Raw genomic sequence first — 24,202 nt, 5'->3', positions numbered from 1 at the left:
CTGGTGCGGCGGTTCAGTCCTCGATGCCGTGCAGCGCCAGCAGCGTCTTCATGCGCGCGACCGCGAGCTCGGGCTGCTCCAGCAGATCGGCCGCATCGGCCAGCCGGAACAGCTCCGCCAGGTGCTGCAGCGAGCGCGTGCTGTGCTGCCCGCCCACCATCGTGAAGTGCTTCTGGTGCCCGTTGAGCCAGGCCATGAAGACCACGCCCGTCTTGTAGAAGCGCGTGGGCGCCGCGAAGATGTGCCGCGACAACGGAACCGTCGGCCCCAGGATGGCGTGGAACCTGTCGATGTTGCCCTGCGCCAGCTCGCCCAGCGCGGCGCTGGCCGCCGGCGCGATCGCATCGAAGATGCCCAGCAGTGCGTCGCTCTTGCCGTGCGTGGGCTCCTGGCCGTGGCCGTCGCCGGCGATCAGCTCCGCGTAGTTGAAGTCGTCGCCCGTGTACATGCGCACGCCCGGCGGGAGGCGCCGGCGCATCGCGATCTCCTTGTCCTTGTCCAGCAGCGAGATCTTGATGCCGTCGACCTTGTGCGGATGGGCGGCGATGATGTCCAGCGCGGTGTCCATGGCGGCATCGATGTTCTTCGTCCCCCAGTAGCCCGCAAGGGCGGGGTCGAACATGTCGCCCAGCCAATGCAGCACCACCGGCTGCTTCGCCTGCGACAGGATGCGGTCGTACACCTGCTCGTAGTCCGCCGGGCTCCCGGCCACGTGCGCCAGCGCGCGGCTGGCCATCACGATCAGCTTGCCGCCCAGCGCCTCGATGGCTTCCATCTGCTCTTCGTAGGCGCGGATCACGTCGTCCACGCTTTTCACGTCGATCAGGCTGAGGTGGTCGGTGCCGCAGCCCGAGGCGACCAGCGCACCCGGCACATCCTTGGCCGCATCGAGCGAGCGTCGGATCAGCTCCAGCGAGGTCGGCCAGTCCAGGCCCATGCCGCGCTGCGCCGTGTCCATCGCCTCGGCCACCCCCAGCCCCAGCGACCACAGGTGGCGGCGGTAGGCGATGGTGGTGTCCCAGTCGATGGCGCACTGCAGCCACGGGTCGATCGCCGCCAGTGGATCGGCCACCACGTGCGCCGCCGAGTAGGCGATGCGGTTGAACCGGACGCCGGGCGGCGGCTTGACCGGCGTGGTGCCGCGCAGGGTGTAGGCCGCCAGCGTGCCGCCGGCAACGGGAAGGGTCAGCGAGAGAGCCATCGGCGCCTCAGATGTTCAGTTCCGGCACGTCGATCCAGCGACGGCCCTGCCACGATTCGAGCGCAGCCTCGACCAGCTGAACGCCCTTGGCGCCCTCGGGCAGCGTCCACTTGTACGGCGCGTTCTCCACCACATGGCGGATGAAATGCTCCCACTGGATCTTGAAGCCGTTGTCGTAGGCCTGCGAGTCCGGGATCTCCTGCCACTGGTCGAAGAAGTTCATGGTCTGCTTCTCGTCCGGGTTCCACACCGGCCGCGGCGTCGCCACGCGCGACTGCGCCCGGCACGACGAGAGCCCCGCCACCGCCGAGCCGTCCGTGCCATCCACATGGAAAGTCACGAGGTCGTCGCGCCGGACGCGGGTGGCCCAGCTCATGTTCAGCTGCGCGATCACCGGCTCCCCGCCATGGCCGCGCAGCTCGCAGGTCGCGTAGGCCGCGTCGTCGGCCGTGGCCTCGTAGGGCTGGCCGTTCTCGTCCCAGCGCTTGGGGATGTGGGTCGCGCCGATGCACGACACCGACTGCACCTCGCCGAACAGGTTGTCCAGCACATAGCGCCAGTGGCACATCATGTCCAGGATCATCCCGCCGCCGTCTTCCTTGCGGTAGTTCCACGAGGGCCGCTGGATCGGCTGCAGATCGCCCTCGAACACCCAGTAGCCGAACTCCAGGCGCACCGACAGCATGCGGCCGAAGAAGCCCGCGCGGCGCAGCATGTCCAGCTTGCGCAGGCCGGGCAGGAAGAGCTTGTCCTGCACCGCCCCGTGCTTGAGGCCCGAGCCCTGCGCCAGGCGGGCGATCTCCACCGCCTCGTTGAGGTTGGTGGCGATCGGCTTCTCGCAGTAGACGTGCTTGCCGGCGCGGATCGCCTTGGCCAGCAGCGTGGGGCGCATCTGGGTGGTGCCGGCGTCGAAGAAGAGGATGTCGTCCTTGTTCTCCAGCGCGCGATCGAGGTCGGTGCCCCAGCGCTCGATGCCGTGGGCCTTGGCCAACGCCTCGATCTTCTCGGCGTTGCGCCCGATCAGGATCGGGTCGGGCATGACGCGGTCGCCGTTGGAGAGGGTGACGCCGCCCTGCGCGCGGATCGCGCAGATCGAGCGGATGAGGTGCTGGTTCATGCCCATGCGTCCGGTGACGCCGTGCATGATGAGTCCGAGTCGTTGGGTAGCCATGTCAGAAGGTCTGTCGAATGAGGTGAAGGTCCGGGAAAGTCGGTCGAGGGTCACTGGGGCGTCAGGCCGGCGGCCTTCACCAGCTTGGCGTTGCTGGCGATCTCTTCCTTGATGTAGGCGTCGAACTGCTCGGGCTTGAGCGTCCAGGCGTCGGCGCCCAGCTTGAGGAAGCGCTCCTTGACCTCAGGGCTGGCCAGCGCCTTTTCCACCTCGTCGTGCAGGCGGTTGATGATCTCGCGCGGCGTCTTGGCGGGCGCCATCATCCCGATCCAGAAGTTGAACTCCGAGCCGGGCACCCCGGCCTCGGCGGTGGTGGGCACATCGGGCAGGGCGGCAGCGCGCTTGGGCGAGCCAACGGCCAGCGCCAGCAGCTGGCCGTCCTTGATCTGGCCGATCACCGGCGCGATGGGCGAGAAGTAGTAGTCCACGCGGCCGGCCAGGACTTCGGTCACGGCCTCGGCCGAGCCCTTGAAGGGGATGTTGGTGGCATCGATGTTGGCGGCCATCTTGAACTTCTCGGCGTTCAGGTGCGTCGCGCTGCCCTGGCCCGCGGAGGCGAAGTTGACCGTGCCCGGCTTGGCCTTGGCGGTCGCGATCAGCTCCTTCAGCGTCTTGATGTTCTTCGAGGGCGAGATCACCAGCGCATTGGGCAGGGAGGAGATCGGCGTGACGCCGGCGAAGTCGCCCACCGTGTCGAAGGGCAGCTTGGCAAAGGTCGACGGGCTGACCGTGTGCGAGGACGAGTGGATCATGATCGTGTAGCCGTCCGGCGCCGCGGTCGCCACGGCCTGCTGGCCGATGGTGCCGCTGGCGCCGCCGCGGTTGTCGATCACCAGCGGCTGGCCCATGCTGGCGCCCATCTTGTCGGCGATGGCGCGGGCAATGATGTCGGTGGTACTGCCGGCGGCGAAGGGCACGATCACGCGGATCGGCTTGTTCGGGTAGGGGGCCTGGGCGCTTGCGCCGAAGGCGGCGCAAAGGGCCAGCGTGGCAACGAGGGCGTGGCGGCGGGTGGTGAGGGGCACGGGGTCTCCTGGTTGGATGGGGCGCTGCGGCCCGACTTCAATTCACCAATAAGTGAATTAGAGATTTTAGGAAGCCGTGCCCGGGCCCGCAACGGCCCGGTCCTAGGAAATACCCGTATCAGTGCAGGACGTAGCCCAGGACGAGGTCCGTCATGTGCGACAGGCGCTGCGCCATGGCCTTGGGCGCGCGCAGGTCGCGGCCGAAGATGGCCGAGAGGGTGTCGTTGTTCGACAGGTAGAAGTAGCAGAGCGCGGCGATGGAGATGTACAGCTGCACCGGATCCACGCCGGAGCGGAAAAGCTTCTCCCGCCGGCCGCGCTCGAGCACGCCGTCAAGCAGCTGGACCAGCGGCGAATTCATGTCCTGGATGCGCTCGGAGCGCTTGAGGTGTGCAGCGCGGTGCAGGTTCTCGCTGTTGAGCAGGGTGATGAACTCGGGGTGGTCGAGGTAGTAGTGCCAGGTGAAGGAGACCAGCCGGCGGATCGCCTCCACGGGCTCCACCTCGTCCAGGTGCAACTGCTGCTCGGCCTCGCGAATGTCGGCGTAGGTGCGCTCGAGCACGGCCAGGAACAGGTCGTCCTTGCTGCCGAAGTAGTAGTAGATCAGCCGCTTGTTGAGCCCGGCGCGCGCGGCAATGCTGTCCATGCGCGCGCCGGCCAGGCCGCGCTGCGCGAACTCGCAGCGAGCCGAGTCGAGGATCGCGAGCTGTGAACGATCGGCGTCGCGCAAACGGGGTTCGAGGGGCGCTGTGGGCGGCGTGTTCATGGGCGGAATTTAACCAGTTGGGGAATTAAAGCAAGCATTCGCGGGGTGTGCGGATAATCGCCGCTTCCTTCGATATTGCAGCAGAGGCACCCACCCATGAGTTCGTCGCAGACCGCAGGCCACCTGATCGTCGAGTGCCTCATCGAGCAGGGGGTGGAGCTGGCTTTCGGGGTTCCGGGCGAAAGCTTCCTGGCCGTGCTCGACGGCTTTCATGCCTACTCGGAGCGCATCCGCTTCGTCGTCAACCGGCAGGAGGGCGGGGCCGCCTTCATGGCCGAGGCGCACGGCAAGCTGACGGGCCGGCCCGGCATCTGCTTCGTGACGCGCGGGCCCGGGGCGACCAACGCCTCGATCGGCGTGCACAACGCCTTCCAGGATTCGACGCCGATGGTGCTCTTCGTCGGCGACGTCGGCAGCGATTTTCGCGATCGCGAGGCCTTCCAGGAGGTCGACTACGGCAGCTTCTTCGGCCCCAGCACCAAGGGCTTTGCCAAGCGCGTGGAACGCATCGACGACGCGGATCGCGTTCCCGAGTACATCGCACGTGCCTTCGCGACAGCGATGAACGGGCGGCCCGGCCCGGTGGTGCTCGTGCTCCCGGAAGACATGCTGCGCAGCATGACCGCGGCCCGGCCGCTGGCGCGCGTGGAGGCCGTGCAGCCCTGGAGCGATCCGGGCGCGCTGCGCACGCTGCGCGAACTGCTGTTGAAGGCGCAGCGGCCGCTGGTGATCGCGGGCGGCGGCGGCTGGACCGTGCAGGCGGCGCAGGCGCTGCAGCGCTTCGCCGAAAACTGGAAGTTGCCGGTCGCGAACGCCTTCCGCTTCCAGGACACCTTCGACAACCACCACCCGCTCTACGCCGGCGACGTGGGCATCGCGCTCAATCCGAAGCTGGCCGAGCATGTGAAGCACAGCGACCTGGTGCTGGCCATCGGCCCACGGCTGGGCGAGATGACCACCGGTGGCTACACACTGCTGGAAGCGCCCCGGTCCGCCCAGACGCTGGTGCACATCCATGCGAGCGCGGAGGAGCTGAATCGCGTCTACCAGGCCGACCTGGCCATCAACGCCGGCATGAGCGCCGCGGCGCGCAGCCTCGAGGTGCTGAGCGCGCCGGCGGAAGTGGCCTGGGAATCGTGGACCGCGCAGCTGCATGCCGACTACCTCGCCAACCTGGAGCCCCAGGCACTCGCCGGGTTGCCGGCTGCGTCGCCGCGCGGCGCGGTCGATATGGCGGCGGTGGTTCGCGTGCTGCAGCAGCATCTGCCGGCGGACGCGGCCATCACCAACGGTGCGGGCAATTTCGCGAGCTGGGTGCATCGCTACTTCCGCTATCACGGCCTGGCCAAGGGGTACAAGACGCAGCTCGCGCCGACCAGCGGTGCCATGGGCTACGGTGTGCCGGCCGGCATTGCGGCGAATATCGCGACCGGCCGCATCGCCTTCACCATCGCGGGCGACGGCGACTTCCTGATGAATGGGCAAGAGCTCGCCACGGCCTCGCAGCATGGCGGGAAAAGCATCATCGTGCTGCTCAACAACGGCATGTTCGGCACCATCCGCATGCATCAGGAGCGCGAGTACCCGGCCAAGGTGAGCGGGACGGCCCTGGCCAACCCGGACTTCTGCGCGCTGGCCCGCGCCTACGGCTATGCGGCCGAGCGCGTGACCGAGACCGCGCAGTTCGAGACCGCGTTGCTGCGCGCGCTGGCGGCCGATACGGGCACGCTGATCGAAATTCCGCTCGACCCGGAGGTGATCACCACGCGCGGCACGCTGTCGACGATCACCAAGGCGGCGCAGGCGCGCGGCAGCCATTGAGCCTTCGCAACGGCCAAGAAAAAAGCCGGCTTGCGCCGGCTTTTTCAATGAAGCGCCTGAGGCGCTTCGTGCTCACTTGACGTGCTTGCCGATCAGCGAGGCCAGCTCGAACATCGACACTTGCGGCTTGCCGAAGATTTCCTTCAGCTTGGCGTCGGCGTTGATGTTGCGCTTGTTGGCCTTGTCCTGCAGGTTGTTCTTCTTGATGTAGTCCCACAGCTTGCTCACGACGGCGGTGCGCGGCAGAGGCGTCGAACCCACGACGGCGGCGAGCGCCGGGCTGGGTGTCAGGGCCTTCATGAACGCGGCATTGGGCGTGCGCTTCTTGGCGGGGGCCTTCTTTGCAGGAGCCTTCTTCGCGGGAGCAGCCTTCTTGGCGGGTGCCGCCGCCTTCTTCGCCGGAGCAGCCTTCTTTGCCGGTGCGGCGGCCTTCTTCGCGGGAGCAGCCTTCTTTGCAGGCGCTTTCTTGGCCGGAGCCTTCTTTGCAGTTGCCATGGTTGATTTCCTTTTTTGGATTGGTCACTCGTCACCAATGAAAAACGCTGTCTCCACTGGCATTGCGGATGCTAAAGGAGAAGAAACGCGTTTCCAAGGGAAAAAGGGACTTTTTCATTGGGGGCTGTTGTTTTTTCAGAGGAGAGAAGGAGGTCTTTCGCACCCTGGAGTGCCCTCGGAGCGCACTGCAGTGCTTCAGGCGCGGCGCGAAGGCCAGGTTGCGAGCACCACGCCGAGCAGCGCCAGCGCGAAGGCGCCGACCTGCAGCGCCGACAGGCTCTCGCCGAGGACGAGCACGCCGACCATGGCCGCGCTCACCGGCAGCATCACCGTGAACACGCCCGCCTGCGAGGCCGGCACGCCCTTCAGGCCGGTCATCCAGAGCCACACCGTCCAGACGCTCGCGGCCAGCGCGTAGACCACCAGCAGGGCCCACAAGCCCGGCGCGACGGTACCGAAATCGAAGCGCAGCGCGAACCAAAAGCCCAGCGGCGTGGAGAGCACGAATCCCCAGAGGTTGATCAGCGAGGAGATGCGCTTGGGCCCCAGCTTGCCGGTGAGCGACTTGCCGATCACCGCGTAAGCCGCCTCGCAGAGCACGGCGCAGAACACCAGCAGATTGCCGAGCCAGGGCACGGAAGCGCCGGCGGCGGCCGCGTGCGCCGACGGCTGCGTGGGCGCGAGCGCGAGCAGGCCGATGCCGCCGGCTGCGCAGGCAATGGCCAGGGAGGTCCGCAGCGTGATGCTCTCGCGCAGGAAAACCCGGCTGCCGATCGCGACCACCGCGGGGATGGAAGCCATGATGACGCCCGCCGACACGGCGCTGGTCATGCTTACGCCGAACAGCATGCAGATGGAGAACAGAAAGTTGCCCAGGAACGACTCGAGAAAGACCAGGCCGCGCGTGCGCGCCGTCATCGCCGGCTCGTCGTGCGGGCGGCGCAGCCAGTGAGGCATTGCCAGCGCGGCGATCCCGAAGCGCAGCCACGCGAGCAGGAACACGGGGAAGGCGAGCACCAGGGGCTTGGAGAGCGCGACGTAGCTGCCGACCAGCGACATGCTGAGAGCCAGGCAACCGTAGGCGACGAGACGGCCGGGTGCGGGGAGGGCGGGGTTCAATAGACTGGGCGCGTTGCGAGGATCGAGCCGATGATGATGCCCCATTCCCCCTCAGAGGCCCGCCATGTGTTCGTCTACGGCACGCTGCGCCGCGGCGGGCGCAACGACATCGCGCGCTTCGTGCCGGCGCCGCGCTTCGTGGCGGATGCGCGCATCCACGGCACGCTGTACGACCTGGGCAGCTATCCGGGCGCGGTGCTCGGCGGCAGCGGCCTGCTGATCGGTGAGGTCTACGCCATCGCCCCGGCGCTCGAGGCGCAACTTGACCGGCTCGAGGAAGTGAGGCCCGACGACAGCGGCGAGTACATCAAGCGCGAGGTGCGGGTCCAGGTCGGCGAAAAGGAAATCGCGTGCCTGGTCTACGAGATCCATCCGGCCCGTGTCGCAGGCCGCACGGCGATCGCATCGGGCAACTGGTTCGACCGGGTGCCGCGTTTTTCATGAGCGAGATGGCGAGTTGCGCATCGTGAAATCGCCGTTTGCTGCGACGCAATATTTTTTCTCGATATGAGAAAGTTTGTTCCGCATGGAAAAATGTGCGCGTAAGTTGTTGATTTTGTTGTGGCAAAAATATGTCTTCTATAAGACATAAGACAGCGGGGCTTGGCGTACAGTTGCTCCCAAGGCCTCAGCGCCCACCCCTCAATCAACCCTTGGAGTGACACCATGCCGCAAACCATTACCGAACAACTGAGCCGCGAACAGCAGATCGCCGCCCTTGAAAAAGAATGGGCGACCAACCCGCGCTGGAAGGGCATCAAGCGCGGCTACAGCGCCGCCGACGTGGTGCGCCTGCGCGGCTCCTTCCCGATCGAGTACACGATTGCGCGCCGCGGCGCCGAGAAGCTCTGGGACCTCGTCAACAACGAGCCCTACGTCAACTGCCTCGGCGCGCTCACCGGTGGCCAGGCCATGCAGCAGGTCAAGGCCGGCATCAAGGCGATCTACCTCTCGGGCTGGCAGGTCGCCGCCGACAACAACAGCTACGCCGCCATGTACCCCGACCAGTCGCTCTATCCGGTGGACTCGGTGCCGACGGTGGTCGAGCGCATCAACAACACCTTCCGCCGCGCCGATGAAATCCAGTGGTCGAAGGGCACCAATCCCGGGGACAAGGGCTACGTCGACTACTTCGCGCCCATCGTGGCCGATGCCGAAGCTGGCTTCGGCGGCGTGCTCAACGGCTTCGAGCTCATGAAGGCGATGATCAAGGCCGGCGCCGGCGGCGTGCACTTCGAGGACCAGCTCGCGTCGGTCAAGAAGTGCGGCCACATGGGCGGCAAGGTGCTGGTGCCGACCACCGAAGCGGTGCAGAAGCTGATCGCCGCGCGCATGGCGGCCGACGTCTGTGGCACCCCGACGCTGGTGATTGCGCGCACCGATGCCGAAGCGGCCGACCTGTTGACCAGCGACTACGACGAGAACGACAAGCCGTTCCTCACGGGCGAGCGCACCGCCGAGGGCTTCTACAAGACGAAGAAAGGCATCGACCAGGCCATCTCGCGCGCCATCGCCTACGCCCACTACGCCGACTTGGTGTGGTGCGAAACGGGTACGCCCGACCTCGAGTTCGCACGCAAGTTCGCCGAGGCCGTGCACAAGGTGCACCCGGGCAAGATGCTGGCCTACAACTGCTCGCCTTCCTTCAACTGGAAGAAGAACCTCGACGACGCCACCATCGCCAAGTTTCAAAGGGAGCTGGGCGCCATGGGCTACAAGTACCAGTTCATCACGCTGGCCGGCATCCACTCGATGTGGTTCAACATGTTCGACCTGGCGCAGGACTACGTGCAGCGCGGCATGTCGGCCTATGTCGAGAAGGTGCAGGAGCCCGAGTTCGCGGCGCGCGATCGCGGCTACACCTTCGTGTCGCACCAGCAGGAGGTCGGCACCGGCTACTTCGACGAAGTGACCACCGTCATCCAGGGCGGCAAGTCGAGCGTCACGGCCCTCACCGGCTCCACCGAAGAAGAGCAGTTCCACTGACATTCTGCTGTCACTGAGTTTGGTCCCCGCGCGAGCAATCCGCGGGGATTTTTTTCGCTCAGTCGACCATGCGCAGCTCGCGCACCCCGCGGCCCAGGCGCTGGCGCAGCAGGGCGCGCAGCGTCACGCCCTCGGCGTAGCCGACCAGCCCGGCGATCTGCTCCAGGCTCTTGTCGGTGGTCTTCAGCAGGTGCACGGCGCGCTCCACTCGAAGGTCCTGGAAGTAGGACAGCGGCGTCTTGCCCAGCACCTGCTGCATGCGGCGTGCGAGGGTGCGCTTGCTGGTGCCGGCTGCCGCGGCCGCCTCGTCGAGGGAGAAGCCGTCGGCCAGCCGGCCGCGTGCCCAGCGCTCGAAACGCTGGACGGTGGGGTCCGAGTGCGTGAGGTGGTCGGTGATCACGTAGGCCGACTGAGAGGGGCGCGAGTCGACGATCAGGTACTTGGCCACCGTTGCCGCGAGCTCGGGGCTTGCCTGGCGCACGAGCAGCAGCGCCATGTCGATATGGCTCAGCGCCGCGCCGGCGGTGACGAAGGGGCCCGAGCTCACCAGCATGCGCGATTCGTCGAGCTTCACGGTCGGATAGCGCTGGCGGAACAGCGAGGCCAGCCACCAGGTGGTCGTGGCCTGTCGCTGGTCTAGCAGGCCGGACTCCGCCAGCACGAAGGTGCCGATGCAGGCGGCGGCGATGCGCACGCCTTGGCCGGCTTGGGCGCGCAGGGCCTCCACGGCCTCGGCGACGTCGCGCCGCTGCAGCGCGGCCTGCAGTCCTTCGGGCATCTTCTCGCCAAGGGCCGGTACCACGATCCAGTCAGGTTGCCCGGTGTCGGGCGTGCAGACGATCGGCACGCGCAGCCGCTGCGAGGTCTGGACCCTTCTCCGCACGCCCGTCACGCGCAGCTCGAAAGGCGCGATGTCGATGCCCAGCATGGCCGCGAGCTCGTTGGCCGTGCTGAAGACGTCCTGCACCGTGGCCAGGCCCGTGTCGAACACGCCGTCGAGCGCGAGCAGGTTGACCTTCATGGCAACAACGATAGCAAAGATGTCAAGAATGCCAATAGGTCGATTCCCGGGGGATGCATAGAGTCATCGCCATGGACGCGCAATCCCGCGCGGCCGTGTTCACTGGAGACCTCTCATGATCAAGTACGCACTGTTCGCCCGCCTCGAAGCCATGCCGGGCAAGGAAACCGAGGTGCAGCAGTTCCTCGAAGCGGGGCTGGCAATGGCGCGCGACGAGAAGACGACGCCGATCTGGTTCGCCCTGCGCCTTTCGCCGACCACCTTCGGCGTGTTCGATGCCTTCGAGGACGAGGCCGGCCGCCAGGCGCATCTGAACGGTCCGATCGCTCAGGCCCTCATGGCCAAGGCGCCGGAGCTGTTTGCCAAGCCGCCAGCCATCGAGCCGATCGAGGTGCTGGGCCTCAAGAACGCCGCGCTTGCATCCTGAACTCAGCGGCTAGAATTGCAAGCTTCCGTCAGAGCAGCAACAAGGGCGAGAAAGGCATCCTGGTTATGACACCGCGAACTACACCGCAAGGAACGAGCGGCCTTTTCTTCGAAGGGGAAGGCCGGTAGGCCGCGCATGCCGGAAGTTTCCGGCGCCCTCCATCAAGCCTGAGCGCGGTCCGACGACCGCGCTTTTTTGTTTTCTCGCCGAGGTTTTTTCATGATCCAGATCACGCTTCCCGACAACTCGCGCCGCGAGTTCCCCGGCCCCGTTTCGGTGGCCGACGTTGCCAAGTCCATCGGTCCTGGCCTCGCGAAGATGACGGTAGCCGGCAAGATCGACGGCCGGCTCGTCGACGCGAGCGACATGATCGAGCAGGACGCCAGGCTGCAGATCATCACGCCCAAGGACGACGAAGGGCTGGAGATCATCCGCCACTCGACGGCCCACTTGGTAGGCCACGCGGTCAAGCAGCTCTATCCGACGGCCAAGATGGTGATCGGGCCGGTGATCGAGGAGGGCTTCTACTACGACATCTCCTACGAGCGCCCTTTCACGCCCGAGGACATGGCCGCGATCGAGACACGCATGCGCGAGCTGATCGCCCAGGACTACGACGTGGTCAAGAAGATGACGCCGCGTAACGAGGTGGTCGAGGTCTTCAAGTCGCGCGGCGAGGACTACAAGCTGCGGCTGGTCGAGGACATGCCCGACGAGCAGGCGATGGGCCTGTACTACCACCAGGAGTATGTCGACATGTGCCGCGGCCCCCATGTGCCGAACACACGTTTCCTCAAGGTCTTCAAACTCACGAAGCTGGCCGGCGCCTACTGGCGCGGCGACGCCCGCAACGAGCAGCTGCAACGCATCTATGGCACGGCCTGGGCAGACAAGAAGCAGCTCGACGACTACATCCGGCGTATCGAGGAGGCCGAGAAGCGCGACCATCGCCGGCTCGGCAAGGAGCTGGACCTGTTCCACATCGACGAGGTGGCGCCGGGCGTGGTGTTCTGGCATCCCAAGGGCTGGGCCATTTGGCAGCAGGTCGAACAGTACATGCGGAAGGTGTACCGCGACACGGGCTACCAGGAAGTCAAAGGACCGCAGATCCTCGACAAGAGCCTGTGGGAGAAGACGGGCCACTGGCAGAACTATCGCGAGAACATGTTCACCACGGAGTCGGAGAAGCGCGACTACGCGCTCAAGCCGATGAACTGCCCGGGCCATGTGCTGATCTTCAAGAGCGATCTGCGCAGCTACCGCGACCTGCCGATCCGCTATGGCGAGTTCGGCCAGTGCCACCGAAACGAGCCCTCGGGTGGCCTGCACGGCATCATGCGGGTGCGCGGCTTCACGCAGGATGATGGGCACATCTTCTGCACCGAAGACCAGATCCTGGAAGAGTGCGTGGCCTACACAGGCCAGCTGCTCAAGGTGTATGCCGATTTCGGCTTCACGGACATCCTCTACAAGATCGCGACACGGCCCGACAACCGCATCGGCTCAGACGAACTCTGGGACAAGGCCGAGAGCGCACTGATGGAAGCGCTGCGCCGTTCGGGCGTGGATTTCGTGATTTCGCCGGGCGAGGGCGCCTTCTACGGCCCCAAGATCGAGTACACGTTGCGCGACGCCATCGGCCGCCACTGGCAGTGCGGCACGATGCAGGTGGACTTCAACATGGCCGAGCGTCTCGGCGCCGAGTACGTCACGGAATCGAGCGGCCGGGCGCATCCCGTCATGCTGCACCGGGCGATCGTGGGCAGCCTGGAGCGCTTCATCGGCATGCTGATCGAACACCACGCGGGGGCGCTGCCCGCTTGGCTGGCGCCGACGCAGGTCGCCGTGCTGAATATCAGCGAAGGACAGGCCGATTACGCATCTCAAGTTGCGAAATCGCTGCAAAATCAAGGGCTTAGAGTTTTGCTCGACCTGCACAACGAGAAGATTACGTATAAAATACGGAAGCATTCGTTGCAAAAGCTTCCCTATATCCTCGTCGTGGGCGACAAGGAAAAGGAAGCAGGTGCCGTCGCAGTGCGCGCCCGAGGCAATCTTGATCTCGGTGCCATGTCGGTTGAGGCGTTCTCGAAAAAGATTGCCGACGACATCCAACACAAGCTTTGAATTCGAAGCGGTTCAAAGGCTGATTTCGACCAATCAGGCTGCTTGTGGGCGTGGACTCGAAGGTGTTCGCTACAGTTTTTGTAGCAGATTGATTGAAGGATCCTGACCATCGCTACTGCATTTCGCGACCGCCGCCACCGCGAGGAACGCCAACACCGCCTGAACCGGGAAATCATGGCCCCGGAAGTTCGCCTGATCGGGCCCGAGAACGAGCCGTTGGGTGTCGTGAGTCTTGCCGAGGCCCTGCGGCTGGCCGGTGAGCAAGACGTGGATCTCGTGGAAGTGGTCGCGGCGGCCAATCCGCCGGTCTGTCGCCTGATCGAGTACGGCAAGTTCAAGTACCACGAGCAGAAGAAGGCCGCCGAGGCGAAGTCGAAGCAGAAGGTCATCGAGGTCAAGGAAATCAAATTCCGGCCCGGGACCGACGAAGGCGACTACAACATCAAGATGCGCAACATCCGGCGCTTTCTCGATGAAGGCGACAAGTGCAAGATCACGCTGCGCTTCCGCGGCCGCGAAATCACGCACCAGGAACTCGGGCTGGCGCTGTTGCAGCGCATCCGCGACGACCTCGGCGACACCATCGTGGTCGAGCAGTTTCCGAAGCTCGAGGGCCGGCAGATGATCATGATGATCGCGCCGGGCCGCAAGAAGGGCGGCGGGGGTGCAGCCAAGCCGGCCACCGAGCCGACGACGGCGCCCGCAGCGGCCTAAGGCCCAAGGCCTGAGAGAGACAGGGGCAGGACAGGGTTTTGAAGAGATTTCGCCGCTGCCTGCGCTTTCGGGCGCAGGCAGCGGCGGGATGAAGAAGTGTCTCGGGGCCGACAAGTCCGTGGGAATCTCCCCGGCGCCTCACGAGCACAAACGAAAGGAGCATTCACATGCCCAAAATGAAGACCAAGAGCAGCGCGAAAAAGCGTTTCCGCGTTCGTCCCGGTGGCACCGTCAAGCGCGGTCAAGCCTTCAAGCGTCACATCCTGACCAAGAAGACCACCAAGAACAAGCGTCACCTGCGTGGTGCAACGGCAGTGCATGAGACCAACATGGTCTCGATGGCCGCCATGTTGCCCGGCAGCGGCATCTAATCACGACGAACAAGGAGTACACACATGCCTCGCGTCAAACGTGGTGTAACGGCCCGCGCCCGCCACAAGAAGGTTCTCGCACTCGCCAAGGGTTTCCGCGGTCGTCGCGGCAATGTCTTCCGCATCGCCAAGCAGGCGGTGATGAAGGCGGGCCAATACGCCTACCGTGACCGCCGTACCAAGAAGCGCGTGTTCCGCCAACTGTGGATCGCCCGTATCAATGCCGCTTCGCGTGAACTGGGCCTGACCTACAGCCAGTTCGCCAACGGCATCCGCAAGGCCGGTATCGAGATCGACCGCAAGGTCCTCGCCGATATCGCCGTGCACGACAAGGCCGCTTTTGCCGGCATCGTGGAGCAGGTCAAGGCCAAGCTGGCCGCTTGATCCCGCAAGCAGGTTGCCGCTCCTCGGACGGCCGCCTGCGCCCACGGCACAAGGGCTGGCGCTTGAAAGGGCTCCAGCCCTTTTTTATTCACGCTTCCGGCCGCTTTCTCTCTCACGCTCAAGAATTCCCATGAACGAGTTGGACTCCCTGGTCGCCACCGCACGCGCCGCCTTCGCCGAAGCCAAGGCGCCGGCCGAGCTCGAAAACGCCAAGGCGCAGTTTCTCGGCAAGGCCGGCCGCATCACCGAGCTGATGAAGGGTATGGCCGCTCTCTCCGTCGACGAGAAGAAGTCGCGCGGCGCCGCGATCAACGTGGCCAAGCAGGCCATCGAGGCGGCGCTGAACGAGCGCCGCCAGCAACTCGCCGAAGCGGAGCTCGCCGTCCAGCTGCGCGCCGAGGCACTCGATGTGACCCTGCCCGGGCGCCGGCGCACGGGCGGCGGCCTGCACCCCGTGAGCCGCACGATGGAGCGCATCGAGGCGATCTTCTCGAGCATGGGTTTCGACGTTGCCGACGGCCCCGAGGTCGAGAGCGACTGGCACAGCTTCACCTCCCTCAACAACCCGCCAAACCATCCTGCGCGCTCGATGCAGGACACCTTCTACGTCGACATCAACGGCGAAGACGGCATTCCCTACAACCTGCGGCCGCACACCAGCCCGATGCAGGTGCGCTACGCGCAGCAGCACATCAAGAAATACGCGGCCGAGTTCGCGGCCGCGGCGGCCGACACCACCGGCAACGTCAAGGCACCCGAGATCCGCGTGATCGCACCCGGCCGCACCTACCGCGTCGACAGCGACGCCACGCACTCGCCGATGTTCCACCAGTGCGAAGGCCTGTGGCTGGGCGAGAACGTGAGCTTCAAGGATCTGAAGGTCATCTTCACCGACTTCTGCCGCACCTTCTTCGAGACCGACGACCTGGTGCTGCGCTTCCGCCCCAGCTTTTTCCCTTTCACCGAGCCGAGCGCCGAGATCGACATCCAGTTCCAGACCGGCCCGCTGGCCGGCCGCTGGCTCGAGGTTTCGGGTTCGGGCCAGGTACACCCGCAGGTGGTGCGCAACATGGGCCTGGACCCCGAGCGCTACATCGGTTTTGCCTTCGGCATGGGCCCCGACCGGCTCACCATGCTGCGCTATGGCGTGAACGACCTGCGGCTGTTCTTCGACGGCGACCTGCGCTTCCTGAGCCAATTCCAGTAAACAGACAGAACGAGAACGCGAGATGCAATTCCCCGAGTCCTGGTTGCGCGAGTTCTGCAACCCGCCCATCGACAGCGAAGCGCTGGCCGAGACGCTCACCATGGGCGGCCTCGAGGTCGAGGAGCGCCGGCCCGCCGCGCCGCCCTTCAGCAAAGTGGTGGTGGGCGAGATCAAGGAAGCCGCGCCGCATCCCAATGCCGACCGTCTGCGCGTGTGCCAGGTCGACGCGGGCCAGGGCACGCTGCTGAACATCGTGTGCGGCGCGCCCAACGCGCGCCCCGGCATCAAGGTCCCATTGGCGCTGGTCGGCGCCGAGCTCCCGCCGGGCGAGGACGGCCAGCCCTTCCAGATCAAGCTCGGCAAGCTGCGCGGCGTCGAAAGCCAGGGCATGCTGTGTTCGGCGCGCGAGCTGAAGCTCAGCGAGGACCACGGCGGCCTGCTCGAGCTGGCGGCCGATGCACCGGTCGGCGCAGATGTGCGCGAGCTGCTCAAGCTCGACGACACCCTGCTCACCCTCAAGCTCACGCCGAATCTCGCGCACGGCCTTTCCGTCTATGGCATCGCGCGCGAGCTGGCCGCGTTGACCGGCACGCCGCTCAAGACGCCGCCGATTCCGCCGGTGGCAGCGGCCGTCACCGACAGGCTGCGGGTCTCGGTCGAGGCCCCGGACCTGTGCGGCCGCTTCTCGGGCCGCATCGTCCGCGGTGTCGACACCAAGGCCGCCACGCCCGCCTGGATGGTCGAGCGCCTGGCGCGCTGCGGACAGCGCAGCGTGACGCCGCTGGTCGACATCTCGAACTACGTGATGTTCGAATACGGGCAGCCCAGCCATATCTTCGATCTCGACAAGATCCACGGCGGCGGCCTCGTCGTGCGCTGGGGCAGGGCGGGCGAGCAGCTCAAGCTGCTCAACGGCGCCACCGTGACGCTGGACGAGAAGGTCGGCGTGATCGCCGACGAGCGCAACCAGGTCGAGTCTCTGGCCGGCATCATGGGCGGCGATGCGACCGCCGTGTCCGACGACACGCGCAACATCTACGTCGAGGCGGCGTTCTGGTGGCCCGAGTCCATCCAGGGCCGTGCGCGCCGCTTCAATTTCTCGACCGACGCGGGCCACCGTTTCGAGCGCGGCGTCGACCCGAGCCGCACGGTGCAGATCATCGATCGCATCACGCAGCTGATCATCGAGATCTGCGGCGGCCAGGCCGGGCCGATCGACGACCAGACCTTGCGCCAGGCCGAAGCCAAGCCCGTCACGCTGCGCGTCGCGCGTGCCGCGCGCGTGATCGGCATGCCGCTGACGCAGGCCCAGTGCCGCGACGCCCTGCGCCGGCTCGGCTTTCCCATCGAGGAGGGCGACGGCGTGCTGGTGGTCACGCCCCCGCCGCACCGCTTCGACCTGCTGATCGAGGAAGACCTGATCGAGGAGGTCGCGCGCCTCGTCGGCTACAACAACCTGCCCACCGCGGCCCCGCTGGCGCCGATCACCGCCCGCGTCCCGCTCGAGGCACGGCGCAGCAACTTCGCCGTTCGCCACCGGCTCGCCGCGCTGGGCTACCAGGAAACCATCAACTTCAGCTTCGTCGAGGCGCACTGGGAGCATGAGCTCGCGGGCAACGCCGATCCGATCAAGCTGCTGAACCCGATCGCCAGCCAGATGAGCGTGATGCGCTCCTCGCTGATCGGCTCGCTGCTGCAGGTGTTGAAGTTCAACCTCGACCGCCGCGCCCCGCGCGTGCGCGTGTTCGAGGTGGGTCGGGTGTTCCTGCGCGACGACACGGTCGCGACCACCGACAGCACCGTCAAGGGCGTGCATCAGCCCATGCGCGTTGCCGGGCTGGCTTGGGGCGACGCAGAGGCCGAGCGCTGGGACGGCAAGCCGCAGCGCGCCGACTTCTATGACCTCAAGGGCGACGTCGAGGCCCTGCTGGCGCCCCGCGTCGCGAGCTTCGAGGCCACCGAGCATCCTGCGCTGCATCCGGGCCGCGCCGCGCGCGTGCTGCTCGACGGCCGGCCGGTGGGCGTGATCGGCGAGCTCCATCCGCGCTGGCGCCAGCAATGGGAGTTCGCGCAGGCCCCGGTCCTTTTCGAACTCGAGCTCGATGCCGTCACTGCGCGGCCGGTGCCGGTGGCCCGGCCGGTGCCCAAGCACCAGGCGGTGGAGCGCGACATCGCCGTGGTGGTGGCCGAAGCCGTCGCGCACGATGCGCTCATGCGGACCATCCGCGCAGCCGCCGATCCGGCCCTCCTGCGCGACGCCGTGCTGTTCGACATCTACCGCCCGCCGGTGGACCGCGACGCGCCCGTGGGCCCCGGTGGCCTCGCGCGCGGCGAGAAGAGCATGGCGGTGCGCCTGCGCTTCAACAGCGACGGCGCCACGCTGACCGACGAGCAGGTCGAAGCGGCAGTGGCTGCGATCCTCGAACAACTCAGCGCGCGGCTCGGCGCGCACTTGCGGGTATGAAGCTCATGGATTTCACGCTCGAAGCCCTGGAAACGCCGGCACTGACGAAGGCGCACCTGGCCGACCTTCTGTTCGAGCAGATCGGCCTCAACAAGCGCGAGTCCAAGGACATGGTCGAGGCCTTCTTCGACCTGATCGCGCGCAGCCTGATCGAGGGCACGGACGTGAAGATCTCGGGCTTCGGCAATTTCCAGATCCGCGTGAAGGCGCCGCGACCGGGCCGCAATCCGCGTACCGGCGAGGCCATCCCGATCGGCGAGCGGCGTGTGGCGACCTTTCACGCAAGTGCCAAGTTGAAGGAGCAGATCCAGGGCAGCGCCGGCGACGAAGGCCCGCAGGATGTCGAGTGGAGCCTCGGCACCGAATAGTGCTTGGCCCTTGTGCCCGGCGTGGAGTAATCTCTAAGGTTCCTCTCGCACCGCATTGATTTCAATGGAGAAAACGCTCCTGCCGCCTATCCCCGTCAAACGCTACTTCACGATCGGTGAAGTCGGCGAGCTGTGCGGCGTGAAGCCGCATGTGTTGCGGTATTGGGAGCAGGAATTCACCCAGCTGCGGCCGATGAAGCGGCGCGGCAACCGCCGCTACTACCAGCACCACGAGGTGCTGATGATCCGCCGCATCCGCGACCTGCTCTATGACCAGGGCTTCACGATCAGCGGTGCGCGCAACAAGCTTCAAGAAATGGTGCAGTCGGAGCGGGACCGCCGCAAGGCCGGCGAGGTGCCGCTCGAAGGCATGGAAGCCGTGGAGATCGACCAGGAGGAGTTCGACGCTGCGCTTCAGGAAGACTTCGATGCGCCCGGCGGCACTGGCGGCCCGAGCCTCGACCTATCGCAGCTGCTGCGCCTGAGACGCGAGTTGTATGAAATTCGCGAGCTGCTGAGTCCGGGCCACTGAAAACGGCACGCTATAATCGCGAGCTTCGGTGTGTGGCGCAGCCTGGTAGCGCACTTGCATGGGGTGCAAGGGGTCGAAGGTTCGAATCCTTTCACACCGACCAAAATCGTTAGATAGATCAACGGGTCAGGGCCACAAGCCCTGACCCGTTTTTCGTTGCGGCTCACAGCTTCTCGGGTCGTCAGACCAGCCCAGCCTCTTCAGGCGACGCCGCCCGCCGGCGGCTCTTCAACGCATGCGGGCGCTTCTCAGCTTCCCCTCTCATGCGGTCGGCTCCTACAGACCGCCATGTCCGCTACGGCATAGCTTGGCGAAGCATCAAAGTATCTTCACACCCACTTCGTTCAAGCAGGAGCAGAGGTGATGCCGACACCGGACAAGTTCAGAGAGTGTTACGACGCCTGGAAGCGTGCTTGCGACGAGCACCGCGACATGATGGACGCCGTCATGGCGGGCGGACCCCTCGACGTCGACGAGATGGAGCAGAAGCTCGGCGAAATCGATGTGCTCCACAAGGAGTGGATGGACCTTGCGGCGCACTTCGTGCCGATTCGAAAGGCCGGCCGACAGGTCGGCCGGACTCAGGGGTAACAGCCGCGTCTTCGGCAAGGAGAGCAACATGACCCAGTACGTCAAGCCACCGCAAGACAAACCGGTGCTGGTCCCAGATCCGGATGCGCGCCGGGATGTTCCTGAAGAGGAGGAAGACATCCTTGCCGACGAGGCGGAGCCTGGGAAGGGCGAAAACGCCGCAGGGTTCGTGAAGCCAGCGAGCGACGGCGCGAGCTAGGCACCGAAAGCGCCCTTGCGCTGCGCGCGCCGGACGCAGCGACAGCCCGCCACTACTGCGGCTGCAACCCGATTTCCTTCGCCACCTTCTGCCAGCGCTCGGCCTCCGAGCGCATGAAGCTTCGCAGCTCGCCGCTGCTGGAGGACTTCAGGTCCACGGCCAGTGCAGATAACCGCTCCCTGACTGCCGGCTGCGCCAGGGCTGCCGCCGCCTCCTTGCGCAGGTGCTCGACCACCTCGAGCGGCGTGGTGGCCGGCGCCACCATGGCCCACCACTGGTCGATTTCGAGGCCCTTGATGCCGGCCTCCGCCAGCGTCGGCACGTCCTTCAGCGCCGGCATCGGCACGCGCCGCGGGCTGGCCACGGCCAAGGCGCGGATCTTGCCGGACGCAAGCAGGCTGGCGCCGCTGGCGAGCGTCGCGAAGTGGCCCGCCACCAGGCCGGCCGCCACGTCGTTGAGCGCCGGTGCCGAGCCGCGGTACGGCACCATGTTGAAGCGGAGACCGCTGCGGGTGGCCAGCAGTTCGGCGGCGAGATGGCTCACGGTGCCGGCGCCGCTGTGCGCGATGGCCGGCGGCGAGGCAGCGGCAGCCGCTGCCTTCATGAAGCTCCTGAAGTCCTTCGCATCGGCGCCGGTGCCCCCGAAGAAGACCAGCGGCGAGGTGCCGATCATCGTCACCGGCGTGAAGTCGCGCAGCAGGTCGTAGGGCAGGCGGGTCATCACCGCCGGCGCGATGGCATGCGGGAGCTCGACGATGGCGGTCGTGTAGCCATCCGGGGCGGCGCGGGCAGCGGCTTCGGTGCCGATCTGTCCGGCGGCACCGGGCCGGTTGTCCACGACGACGGAAACCCCCATCGTGCCGCTCATGCCCTGCGCGATCGCGCGTGCAATGGCATCGGTGCTGCCTCCGGCAGCCCAGGGCACGATCAGCTTGATCGGCCGGTCGGGAAACGCGGCCCAGGCCCTCGGCGCTGCGGCCATCAGCGCGGCCGCGCTCAGGAAGGTGCGGCGATGCATTGGTGACATGAAGACTCCTTGAAGCGCTTAAACAGGATCGGGCCAGCTCGGGTCGCGCGAGGCATCGGCGGTGAGCATCAGCACCACGTGATCGCTTGCGCCGACCGCGCCGCGCTCGCGCAGGCGTTGCAGAGCGCCCAGGCCGGACGCCGCGCAAAGCTCCGCGCTCACGCCCGCCTGCGTGAGCAGGCGCCGGGCTGCGCGGGCCTCGTCGTCGCCCACCACCACGGCGCCGCCGCCGCTGGACACCACCGCCTGCCATTGCAGGAAGGTCACCGTGGTGCCGGCGGTGGAGAACTGCGCGGTGCGTCCGGGATAGTCGGCCTCCAGTGCGCCGCCCTCGAGCACGCGCGAGAGCCGGGCGAAGGGCTCGACGGCCCAGATGCGCGGCAGCCTCGCGATGCGGCCGGCGGCGAGCAGGTCGCGAAAGCCGGCGAAGATGCCCCAGGCCAGATCGCCGCGCGCCGTCGGCACGATCACATGGTCGGGCAGGCCGCCCTGTTCCAGGCACTCGTGAGCGATGGGCTTGTAGCCCTCGATCGCGAGCGGCGCGCTGCCAAGCGCCGGCAGGCTGTGATTGGTGAGCGCAAAAAAGCCTGCGCGCTGCGCACGCTCGCGCACGAAGGCCCAGCGCGCGGCGTTGTCCGCGAAGGCGAAGCGCCGGGCGCCCGCGATCGCCAGGGACTTCGCGTAGGCAGCCGGCATGTCTTCGTAGGTCGCGACCTCGCAGGTCAGGCCGGCGAGCTGCGCGTAACGCGCCGCCGACACCGCCGCGTTGCCCGAAGAGGCGAGCACCAGCGTGTGGGCGCCGAAGTCCAGCGCCTGCGAGACGCCCACGGCGCTCATCCGGTCCTTGTGAGAGCCGGTCGGATTGCAGGACTCGTCCTTGATCGCGAGGCGCGCGATGCCGAAGCGGCGCGCCAACTCGGGCAAGGCCAGCAGCGGCGTGTCGCCTTCGCCCAGGGTGAAGCCTTGCGTGTACGGCATCAACGGAACCGAGGCACCGGCCATGCCGGCCGCCCCGTAGCCGTAGCTGGCGCGCAGGCTCACGTGCATGCCCTCGGCGCGGCAGGCGGGGCAGCCCTCGTGCGCCAAGCGGATCGGATAAGGGGCGTTGCACCGCAGGCATTGCAGGCCGCGCAGGAGCGGATTCCTGATCGGCCGGGCCGGCTGCACGGGGGCGCGGAGCGCGGTGCTCATGGCTTGGGTTTTCTTTCGTGGCTGAGTGAATCGATGTGCTCATCCTAGGCGGAGGTAAATAAAATGAAAGCGTCCCATCTACTCATCCGATAACTGAACTTATCAATGCGCTTCGCCGAGATCGAGACCTTTCGGGCGCTGATGCGCAGCGGCACCACGCGCAAGGCCGCGGGTCAGCTGCAGGTGACCCAGCCCGCCGTCAGCCAGTCCCTCAAGCGCCTGGAGACCCAGTCCGGCATGGTGCTTTTCCAGCGCATCGGCGCGCGGCTGGTCCCCACACCGGAGGCGCATGCGCTCTGGACGGAGGTGGAGCGCGTGTTCATCGGCATGGACGCCATCGAGCATCGGTTGCGCAGCCTGCGCGACTTCGGCGTCAACCAGCTCCAGCTCAGCTGCTATCCGGCCTTCGGGCTCGGCTTCATGCCGCGGGCACTGGCGCGACTGAAGGCGCAGCGCGGCGAAGGCGCATGGCCGCAGGTGTCGCTGCAGGTGCTGAGCTCGAAGGACGTGCGCGACCGCGTGGCCATGGGCATCTCGGATTTCGGCCTCATGGCCGACGAGCTGCCGCTGGAGGGCATCGAGCATTCGACCTTCGCGCGCCTTCCCGGAGTGATCGTGATGCCGCAGGGCCATGCGCTGGCGCGCTTCAAGACCGTCAAGCCCCAGCAACTCGCGGAGCTTCCATTCCTCGCCCTGAACCCCGAGGACCCGGCCCACCGCCGGCTCGAGGCCGCCATGGCGGCGCAGGGCATCGCCTTGCGGCTGGCCGCACAGACGCCCTACGCGGCCAGCGTTTGCGAGATGGCCCTGCAGGGCCTGGGCGTGGGCCTGGTCAATCCGATCACCGCGCTCGACTATGCCGAGCGCGGGCTGGTCGTACGCAAGCTCTCGATCGACGTGCCCTTCGCCTGCCTGCTGGCCCTGCCTGCCGGCAAGGTGCTGTCGGCCACGGCCCGGGCCTTCCTGTCCGTCATGCGCCAGCAACTGGCGGAGGACGGGCAGCGGCTGCAGCGCTATCTGCGCTGAGGCGTCGACGGCGTCGATCGCATCGATCGCGTCGATCGCGTCGATCGTTGCGCGGTTCGCGGCTTTTCACCACACTCCCTGCTCCGACCCACCCCAAGGAAACCCCAACCATGCCCACCATCACCACCCAGGACGGGACCACCATCTACTACAAGGACTGGGGCCACGGCCAGCCCATCGTGTTCTCCCACGGCTGGCCGCTCTCCGGCGACGACTGGGACAACCAGATGCTGTTCTTCCTCGCCCAGGGCTTTCGCGTGATCGCACACGACCGCCGCGGCCACGGCCGCTCGACGCAGACCTGGACCGGCAACGAGATGGACACCTACGCCGACGATCTGGCGGCGCTCACTGCGGCGCTCGACCTCCAGGATGCGATCCACATCGGCCACTCGACGGGCGGCGGCGAGGTGGCGCGCTACCTCGGACGCCACGGCTCCGAGCGCGTGGCCAAGGCCGTGCTGATCGGCGCCGTGCCGCCGATCATGGTGAAGACCGCCGCCAATCCCGGCGGCCTGCCGATCGACGTGTTCGACGGCATCCGCGCCGGCGTCGCCGGAAACCGCGCCGAGTTCTATCGTGACATCACCTTGCCCTTCTACGGCTACAACCGGCCCGGCGCCAAGATCTCCGAGGGCATTCGGCAGCACTGGTGGCTGCAGGGAATGATGGGCGGTATCAAGGCCCACTACGACTGCGTCAAGGCCTTCTCGGAGACCGACTTCACGGAGGACCTCAAGAAGATCGACGTGTCGACCTTGATCATGCATGGCGATGACGACCAGATCGTCCCGATCGGCGCCTCGGCCCTGCTGTCGGCCGAGCTCGTGAAGGGTGCCCAGCTCAAGGTCTACCCGGGGCTGCCGCATGGCATGTGCGCCACGCATCCCGAGGTGATCAACCCAGACCTGCTGGCCTTCATCAAGAGCTGAGCTTGCGGGCGGCGGTCCTGCGGACCCCGAAGCCCGC

The 24,202-nt window shown here is 66.6% G+C and carries 25 protein-coding genes and 1 tRNA gene; 17 read left to right on the top strand and 9 right to left on the bottom strand.

What is annotated here, in order from left to right; translation table 11 throughout:
- Window positions 1-13: 13 nt before the first annotated feature.
- The 4 genes from AC3A6Y_RS19880 to AC3A6Y_RS19865 all read right to left on the bottom strand — a co-directional run bounded on the left by AC3A6Y_RS19880 (window position 14) and on the right by AC3A6Y_RS19865 (window position 4,163).
- Entirely contained in the window at window positions 14-1,201 is a 1,188-nt protein-coding gene (locus tag AC3A6Y_RS19880; protein ID WP_487869915.1) for a dihydrodipicolinate synthase family protein, read from the bottom strand.
- A gap of 7 nt (window positions 1,202-1,208) precedes the next feature.
- On the bottom strand, window positions 1,209-2,372 hold the full coding sequence (locus tag AC3A6Y_RS19875; RefSeq protein WP_487869914.1) for a Gfo/Idh/MocA family protein: 1,164 nt from the start codon (window positions 2,370-2,372) through the stop codon (window positions 1,209-1,211).
- Between the two features lie 50 nt (window positions 2,373-2,422).
- On the bottom strand, window positions 2,423-3,397 hold the full coding sequence (locus AC3A6Y_RS19870; RefSeq protein WP_487869913.1) for a Bug family tripartite tricarboxylate transporter substrate binding protein: 975 nt from the start codon (window positions 3,395-3,397) through the stop codon (window positions 2,423-2,425).
- Window positions 3,398-3,515: 118 nt separating this feature from the next.
- Window positions 3,516-4,163: a TetR/AcrR family transcriptional regulator gene (locus tag AC3A6Y_RS19865; RefSeq protein WP_487869912.1), complete on the bottom strand. Its 648-nt coding sequence runs from the start codon at window positions 4,161-4,163 to the stop codon at window positions 3,516-3,518.
- Between the two features lie 96 nt (window positions 4,164-4,259).
- Between AC3A6Y_RS19865 and AC3A6Y_RS19860 the strand changes: the two genes are divergently transcribed.
- Window positions 4,260-5,984 (top strand): thiamine pyrophosphate-binding protein, encoded by a 1,725-nt coding sequence (locus AC3A6Y_RS19860; protein ID WP_487869911.1) that lies wholly within the window; start codon window positions 4,260-4,262, stop codon window positions 5,982-5,984.
- 72 nt (window positions 5,985-6,056) lie between these two features.
- Here the strand turns inward: AC3A6Y_RS19860 and AC3A6Y_RS19855 are convergent, their stop codons facing one another.
- Window positions 6,057-6,479 carry an SWIB/MDM2 domain-containing protein gene (locus AC3A6Y_RS19855; protein ID WP_487869910.1) on the bottom strand — a complete coding sequence of 141 codons (423 nt, stop codon included), beginning with the start codon at window positions 6,477-6,479 and terminating at the stop codon, window positions 6,057-6,059.
- 195 nt (window positions 6,480-6,674) lie between these two features.
- A complete protein-coding gene (locus AC3A6Y_RS19850; RefSeq protein WP_487869909.1) occupies window positions 6,675-7,598 on the bottom strand; it encodes a DMT family transporter in 924 nt (307 codons plus the stop codon).
- Window positions 7,599-7,634: 36 nt separating this feature from the next.
- Here AC3A6Y_RS19850 and AC3A6Y_RS19845 point away from each other — a divergent pair, with 36 nt between their 5' ends.
- Both AC3A6Y_RS19845 and aceA read left to right on the top strand, forming a co-directional pair.
- Window positions 7,635-8,042, top strand: a complete 408-nt coding sequence (locus AC3A6Y_RS19845) for a gamma-glutamylcyclotransferase family protein (RefSeq protein WP_487869908.1) — start codon at window positions 7,635-7,637, stop codon at window positions 8,040-8,042.
- A gap of 222 nt (window positions 8,043-8,264) precedes the next feature.
- Window positions 8,265-9,584 carry an isocitrate lyase gene (gene aceA / locus AC3A6Y_RS19840; RefSeq protein WP_068675380.1) on the top strand — a complete coding sequence of 440 codons (1,320 nt, stop codon included), beginning with the start codon at window positions 8,265-8,267 and terminating at the stop codon, window positions 9,582-9,584.
- Between the two features lie 58 nt (window positions 9,585-9,642).
- Here the strand turns inward: aceA and AC3A6Y_RS19835 are convergent, their stop codons facing one another.
- The gene (locus AC3A6Y_RS19835) at window positions 9,643-10,605 is read right to left on the bottom strand and encodes a GlxA family transcriptional regulator (RefSeq protein WP_487869907.1); all 963 of its coding nucleotides are present in this window, start codon (window positions 10,603-10,605) and stop codon (window positions 9,643-9,645) included.
- Window positions 10,606-10,720: 115 nt separating this feature from the next.
- Here AC3A6Y_RS19835 and AC3A6Y_RS19830 point away from each other — a divergent pair, with 115 nt between their 5' ends.
- The 12 genes from AC3A6Y_RS19830 (at window position 10,721) to AC3A6Y_RS19775 (ending at window position 19,989) form a co-directional block, all read left to right on the top strand.
- Entirely contained in the window at window positions 10,721-11,032 is a 312-nt protein-coding gene (locus AC3A6Y_RS19830) for a putative quinol monooxygenase (RefSeq protein WP_487869906.1), read from the top strand.
- Window positions 11,033-11,251: 219 nt separating this feature from the next.
- Window positions 11,252-13,159, top strand: coding sequence for a threonine--tRNA ligase (thrS, locus tag AC3A6Y_RS19825; protein WP_487869905.1), 1,908 nt, complete (start codon window positions 11,252-11,254; stop codon window positions 13,157-13,159).
- A 99-nt stretch (window positions 13,160-13,258) separates the two neighbouring features.
- Complete coding sequence (gene infC / locus AC3A6Y_RS19820) at window positions 13,259-13,873, top strand: translation initiation factor IF-3 (RefSeq protein WP_487869973.1); 615 nt, start codon at window positions 13,259-13,261, stop codon at window positions 13,871-13,873.
- Window positions 13,874-14,040: 167 nt separating this feature from the next.
- Window positions 14,041-14,244 (top strand): 50S ribosomal protein L35, encoded by a 204-nt coding sequence (gene rpmI / locus AC3A6Y_RS19815; RefSeq protein ID WP_028253491.1) that lies wholly within the window; start codon window positions 14,041-14,043, stop codon window positions 14,242-14,244.
- 24 nt (window positions 14,245-14,268) lie between these two features.
- Window positions 14,269-14,628, top strand: a complete 360-nt coding sequence (gene rplT, locus AC3A6Y_RS19810) for a 50S ribosomal protein L20 (protein ID WP_028253492.1) — start codon at window positions 14,269-14,271, stop codon at window positions 14,626-14,628.
- Between the two features lie 130 nt (window positions 14,629-14,758).
- A complete protein-coding gene (gene pheS / locus AC3A6Y_RS19805; protein WP_487869904.1) occupies window positions 14,759-15,835 on the top strand; it encodes a phenylalanine--tRNA ligase subunit alpha in 1,077 nt (358 codons plus the stop codon).
- Between the two features lie 22 nt (window positions 15,836-15,857).
- Window positions 15,858-18,299: a phenylalanine--tRNA ligase subunit beta gene (pheT, locus tag AC3A6Y_RS19800; RefSeq protein ID WP_487869903.1), complete on the top strand. Its 2,442-nt coding sequence runs from the start codon at window positions 15,858-15,860 to the stop codon at window positions 18,297-18,299.
- Window positions 18,296-18,667, top strand: coding sequence for an integration host factor subunit alpha (locus AC3A6Y_RS19795; protein ID WP_309971655.1), 372 nt, complete (start codon window positions 18,296-18,298; stop codon window positions 18,665-18,667). Before pheT ends, AC3A6Y_RS19795 begins: the two co-directional genes overlap by 4 nt.
- A 64-nt stretch (window positions 18,668-18,731) precedes the next feature.
- A complete protein-coding gene (locus tag AC3A6Y_RS19790; RefSeq protein WP_487869902.1) occupies window positions 18,732-19,199 on the top strand; it encodes a MerR family transcriptional regulator in 468 nt (155 codons plus the stop codon).
- A gap of 26 nt (window positions 19,200-19,225) precedes the next feature.
- Window positions 19,226-19,302, top strand: a tRNA-Pro gene (locus AC3A6Y_RS19785).
- 260 nt (window positions 19,303-19,562) lie between these two features.
- A complete protein-coding gene (locus tag AC3A6Y_RS19780; RefSeq protein WP_487869901.1) occupies window positions 19,563-19,790 on the top strand; it encodes a hypothetical protein in 228 nt (75 codons plus the stop codon).
- A gap of 28 nt (window positions 19,791-19,818) precedes the next feature.
- Window positions 19,819-19,989: a hypothetical protein gene (locus tag AC3A6Y_RS19775; RefSeq protein WP_487869900.1), complete on the top strand. Its 171-nt coding sequence runs from the start codon at window positions 19,819-19,821 to the stop codon at window positions 19,987-19,989.
- 52 nt (window positions 19,990-20,041) lie between these two features.
- Here the strand turns inward: AC3A6Y_RS19775 and AC3A6Y_RS19770 are convergent, their stop codons facing one another.
- Window positions 20,042-21,016, bottom strand: a complete 975-nt coding sequence (locus AC3A6Y_RS19770; RefSeq protein WP_487869899.1) for a tripartite tricarboxylate transporter substrate-binding protein — start codon at window positions 21,014-21,016, stop codon at window positions 20,042-20,044.
- 18 nt (window positions 21,017-21,034) lie between these two features.
- Window positions 21,035-22,207 carry a pyridoxal-phosphate dependent enzyme gene (locus AC3A6Y_RS19765; RefSeq protein WP_487869898.1) on the bottom strand — a complete coding sequence of 391 codons (1,173 nt, stop codon included), beginning with the start codon at window positions 22,205-22,207 and terminating at the stop codon, window positions 21,035-21,037.
- A 105-nt stretch (window positions 22,208-22,312) separates the two neighbouring features.
- On the opposite strand from AC3A6Y_RS19765, the gene AC3A6Y_RS19760 reads away from it, so the two are divergent.
- Together AC3A6Y_RS19760 and AC3A6Y_RS19755 are read left to right on the top strand one after the other, a co-directional pair.
- Window positions 22,313-23,233: a LysR substrate-binding domain-containing protein gene (locus AC3A6Y_RS19760; RefSeq protein WP_487869897.1), complete on the top strand. Its 921-nt coding sequence runs from the start codon at window positions 22,313-22,315 to the stop codon at window positions 23,231-23,233.
- 110 nt (window positions 23,234-23,343) lie between these two features.
- Window positions 23,344-24,165, top strand: a complete 822-nt coding sequence (locus AC3A6Y_RS19755) for an alpha/beta fold hydrolase (RefSeq protein ID WP_487869896.1) — start codon at window positions 23,344-23,346, stop codon at window positions 24,163-24,165.
- Window positions 24,166-24,202: the final 37 nt, after the last annotated feature.

The sequence above is a fragment of the Variovorax sp. Soil_C_17 genome (assembly GCF_057657265.1).
The sequence above is the reverse complement of the archived record's forward strand: the minus strand, read 5'-3'. Positions and strand labels throughout refer to the sequence as shown.